Origin of the sequence: Allocoleopsis sp., assembly GCF_036703385.1 — a bacterium.
GTDB lineage: Bacteria > Cyanobacteriota > Cyanobacteriia > Cyanobacteriales > Coleofasciculaceae > Allocoleopsis.
Genome location: NZ_DATNPA010000236.1, coordinates 1 through 5,438 on the forward strand (window position 1 = coordinate 1; position 5,438 = coordinate 5,438).

The window sequence follows — 5,438 nt, forward strand, 5'->3', positions numbered from 1 at the left end:
TTTTGTTTTTTGTATTACTTGGAATTCTATAGTAAACAATTAACTCTTTCTCTAAGTCTCTAAGTTCACAGCCTACTGAGTATGCATTAAAACAATAATCAAAGGTAGAATAACCAATAAAATCTAAATTTCCTGTTTCAACAGCGCTGTAATAAGCCTCTTTTAAAATTGATAAGCTTCTCTTAAGATGCTTTTTCCAATGCAATATATGATTGCCAAATATATCTAAAATTCCAGCCTTCAGATGTTTTGCATTTAATTTTTCTACTAACCTTAAACCTAATTTCCCGTATTTATAACCAGTTTCAATGTCTTGAATGGTACACAATATGACCCCATAAGTTGCATAAGCAAAACTCGATTTAGGTGCATTGCCATATTTAATAGATAAATCAATCTGTGTTAACACAATTGGCACTAATAATTCTGGAATACCTATATAGCCGATCCCTAGCATTTGTCCTAGAATTGACATAGCTGCAAGAGATTCTGTATCAGTCATTTTGGGCAGCTTAAGTAAGTTGTTAGTTTCCGCTTTTATATATAGGTTATTTGGAGATTTTGGTAAAATAACTTTTAGTAAATGTAGTACTTCTAATCCGATGTTAAGCCCTTCTTCAAAATTGCTTTTTCTTATGCAATCTTCAATCTTTAACTCATATATTTGAAGTTTATCTAGAACAGTTTTAGCATTTTCTAGCACAAGGTTAGCCAAGGCTTCCATCTGCTCATAGTTTCCAAAACGGTAAGCTACTTGTGCGGCTTCTTGATGTAGTTGCAAACTTAGGTTATATTGCACCAGCCAACCGTTTTCTCTCAACAACTTTATTCCTATTTGCAGATAGTTGAAAGCTGGCTGATAAGCTACTGATGCCTTTGCTTTATTCCCAGCAATCAGATTTAACTGAGCCAGTTCATCTCTTTCTGGCTGCTCGGTAATTAACGAGATGCCGAAATTCAGTTGATTAACAATGTCAAAGATTTTTTCTTCTTGCTTGTCGCTGGGGATATTTTGCAGCAGCATTTGCCCAATTTGTTTATGCACAAGTGGCTTATCCTGTTCAGAAATTACGGAATAAGCGGCTTGCTGAATTTTGTCATGGACGAATTTGTATTCTAGCGGTTGGGTAGTGGGTAATTTTCCAGCGATCGCTAATTCCACATCCCCCATATTACCCAGTGGTACAACTAGATTTTCCGCAATAGCGGTGTGTAAGCTGTCTGCCGTCTCTCGCAGGGATTTTTTACAAATCGAGGCTAGCGATCGCAGTTCAAATTGATTGCCTATACAGGCCGCTATTTTTAGCGCTTCTTGTGTCTTCTCTGGCAGCTTTTGAATTTTGAGTACCATCAAGTCAACTACATTATCAGTAAAGTCTTTTGCTTGTAGTTGCTCTATATTCCACTCCCATTTTCGAGAAGCTAAGTTAAAGTTTAACAGCCTTTCCCTATAAAGCGAGTTAAGGAACTCATTCATAAAGAAAGGATTACCACCTGTTTTAGTAAAAACTAATTCAGCCAGGGGGTTAACTTCTTCTTCACCGCAGTTGAGAGTATCTGAAATCAATTGCGTGACGGTGGACAAATCCAAAGGCGGCAGAAAAATCCGATTAACACTGGCTCTATTTTTGATAATTTCTTCAATTGTCAAGCTTAAGGGATGAGCGGGAGAAACCTCATTATCTCGATACGCACCGATTAAAAATAAACCCGGTGTCGTACCATTCATTAGCAGTTCCATTAGCTTTAATGATGCTCCATCAGCCCACTGTAAATCGTCTAGAAATACGGTGAGAGAATGTTCTGGGTTAATAAAGACTTTAATGAAACTCTGAAAGACTAAATTAAAGCGATTTTGGCTCTCACTTATCCCTACTTCTGGTACGGCTGGTTGCTTGCCTACGACTAATTCTACTTCGGGAATTACGTCTATTATGACTTGACCATTTATCCCTAAAGCTGTTAATAATTTATGTTGCCACTCTTTTAGCTGTGCCTCACTTTCAGCTAACAGTTGTTTGACTAATTCCCGAAAGGCACTGACAACAGCACTGTAGGGGATATTGCGTTGATACTGGTCGAATTTGCCTGAAATGAAATAGCCGCGCTTTTGAGTAATCGGTTTATAGAGTTCTTGGACTGTAGCTGATTTACCGATTCCTGAATAACCCGCAATCAGAAACAACTCGCTTTGGGATGAAACTCGCTCAAAAGCAGTTAGGAGCGTTTCAATTTCTAGCTCTCTGCCATAGAGTTTTTGCGGAATTTGGAATTTATCTGAAATATCTTGACGAGCTAGGGGAAATATTGATATATTTTCAGCATTGATGAATTGATTTAAGCAGTTTTCTAAATCAGCTTTGATTCCCCAGGCACTTTGATAGCGTTCCTCAGCATTCTTGGCTATCAATTCCATTACAATGTTTGATAAAATTTGAGGAATTTCTGAATTAATTTCTGATGGCGGTAACGGCTGTTTAGCAATATGGCAATGGACTAATTCCAGTGCATCCGTGCTGTCAAACGGTAGTTGGTTGGTGAGCAGTTCGTAAAAGGTGATGCCAAGGGAGTAAAAGTCTGTCCGGTAATCTAGACTGCGATTCATTCTGCCAGTTTGTTCGGGCGACATATAGTGGAGAGTTCCTTCTAAAACGTTGGGATTTTTTAGGGTAGGATTTTCCCGCGTAAACTGGGTAGAAATGCCAAAATCGATGAATTTTAGTTGTCGGGTTGCTGGGTTAAAAACGATATTTGAGGGGTTAATGTCTTTGTGGATGATGTTAGCGGCGTGAAGAAGCCCTAAACTTTCTGTTGTGGCGATCGCAATTCGCAAAAACTCTTCGAGGCTAAACTTTTTATGCTTCATCCAAATTTTTAATGATTCACCTCCAAAATCTTCTATAAACATGACGAGGGTGTTTTGATAGGGCTGCAAATCGTAAGCTTTGATACAGCCAGCTAGATTTAAGGATTTGGTAATTTGATATTCGGTGCGGTAGCGAGCGAGTTCTTGCGGTGTGGGATAATTTTCTTTCAGGATTTTGAGGATAACAGGTTCGTTGTCTGACTGTCGGATGGCGCGATAAACGAGAGAGTTGGCACTTTCGTAGATGCGAGTTTTGACTTCAACGCCAGGAACGATAAGCATTTGCGCTGTTCTCCTGAGATAGCAGATGAGGTTAAATCCGTGATAGGGTAAATGCTTGCCCAATTAGTAGGACAAGCAATTTTATCTATGCGGATGAACCTACCATAAGTTTGCTTTCTCAGGTAGAGGGGCGTAATCCCTACAGTCGGGAAGTCATTGCAGAACAGCTACTTTTGAGCGAGTAAGGGCTTTTCCACTTCGTTGGGTTGCTTCTTGTAGTGCGGCACGGTATTTTTAAAATATTCCACTAAATTAATACAGGACTAAAACTTTCACAGCCATAGTGACTAGGGTCAATCTGAACTTGAGTATCTGCACCTAACTGCACTTGGTGTAAGTAGCGATCGCAAATTAGATCATCGCAACTGTAGCCCAAGCTGTCGAATAGAGAGGTTAAGACAGATTGGTCATCGGCTGAGTTAAAGTTAGTGATCGCCTCCGTACCATCGCTCAAAGAGTTGTAGATATACTGGTCGTGGCTACCACCATTATGCAAGGGGTCATCAGTAGTATCACCGACAAGAATGCCGTTGTTTGCTCCAGCTAGTAGGGCATCTTCACTGGTACTGCAAGGGTTTTGAGCTAGAGCTAATTCTACAGCGCGATCGGCTTGAACGAAGCCGTAGCCAGTGGCAAAATCATAGCCCTGATCAAAACCCGGAGTGCCTGGGTCATCCATATCCAAAGCGGTTTGCTCCAGAATTGAATAGACCTCGCTAGGATTGAGATTAGGATTGGCTTGGAGTATCAAGGCGGCTACAGCAGCGATATGGGGCGCAGCAGCCGATGTGCCACCGAAGTTGGGGAACGTGTCGGCGTCTTGAGAACTATCGCGTCCGAAGAAGGTGGTATTGCCTCGGTCTGGGCCAACAATCCTGGGCTGACGGCGAGTTTCGGGACAAGGCAAGCGATCGCCATTTGTATCGAATAGAATTGGTGTGCCGCCAACCGAAGAGAACTCTTCCAAGTTGGCAGGATCTACGCCGAAAGCAGGAGTTTCATAGAAAGCTGCTGCCCCCACAGCAAAAGCACCAGCCGCATTAGCATGTCCAAATACCGTTGAACTGGCAGTGTCATACTCGTCAATTGTGGCTATGGTTTGAGGGTCTATATACTTCATCAACGAAGGAGCAGCACCTTCACGCAGAGTAATTGCCAAATTAAACTGATCGGAGCCGTAACTGCCGTCGTTTATGAAGTTGAGAAACTCTACCGGGTCGCCTCCTACATTGGATTCGGTACTGGAAGCTACAATGTTGCCCGAACTATCCAATAGAAAAATATCTAGGTCATTAGGCGAACCCCCGCTATTGGGATTGAGCGAAAAGAACGGCGAGTCCCATTGAAAAGCGATACCGAACGGTGCATTGATGGGAAGCGTAATGCTCTGCGTAGTATCAACACCTAACCCTAGGTCGAAGTCATGAAGTTCGCCGCCGAATCGGGAGTCGAACACGCCGCTGGGATTGAAGGCACTTTCGTAGCTGTTGCGGAAGCCGTTGGCAGCCGAGGAAAAATATAGAACTCCTTGCGCCACCACTTCATTGACAGCCTGGGCAACAATTCCATCTTGGAAAAACGGGTTTGAAGCAAATCCAATGTCGTCCACAATAATGTTAGCGCCTGCTGCGGCTAAGGCTCTAATCCCGTCGGCAAAAGCCTGCGCGCTGGCACGATCAAACTCTAGTGGGCTGGTTGCTGCTTCGCTAGAGACAGCTGTATGGAACAGCAAGTTTGCGCCAGGAGCAACATCGTGGATTAGCTGTAACATCGCCCTGCCTTCATCAGTGGCGGGTCCAAATAGGTCGGCGAATTCTGGCGGTGCCTCGGCGAGTACGTTAACATTGGCAGGCAAATCGCCATTGGCAACATCATCTGATGCTGTCCCCAACAGATCAAAGCTGGTTGATAGAACGCCGATGGTGATGCCGGTGCCATCCACACCAAACGTTTGACGTGCGACATCTGCTCTCATTGCCTCATCGCCTTGCGTCGTAACCAGTCCTACCATATAAAAACCTCTGCTTCAATTTGAAGTTTGCATGAGATATTAGTCAGGTTTAAGAAGAGTCAACTTCAGGCTTACAACTTCTCCTAAACCCTTGCTGGAACTTGCCTTTTTTTCCGGGATTTCAATTCACAGATTGCAAGTCTGAATAATCATATTTTGGACTCGAAAAGCATCATTGTGATTCACCTCCATAGAACAACTAATTGGCTGAATTGGGTATTGGTGAATCGAGGTATGATTGGCTAAAGTATCAGATCACGCTAGTGGTGGAACACCTAC

At 42.8% G+C, this 5,438-nt stretch carries 2 protein-coding genes; both read right to left on the reverse strand.

The window, feature by feature from the left end:
• Window positions 1–3,148: serine/threonine-protein kinase PknK (locus V6C93_RS11480; protein WP_333476793.1), on the reverse strand; the 3,148-nt coding region annotated here is incomplete at its 3' end.
• A gap of 247 nt (window positions 3,149–3,395) precedes the next feature.
• Window positions 3,396–5,159, reverse strand: coding sequence for a S8 family peptidase (locus tag V6C93_RS11485; protein ID WP_333476794.1), 1,764 nt, complete (start codon window positions 5,157–5,159; stop codon window positions 3,396–3,398).
• Window positions 5,160–5,438 lie beyond the last annotated feature (279 nt).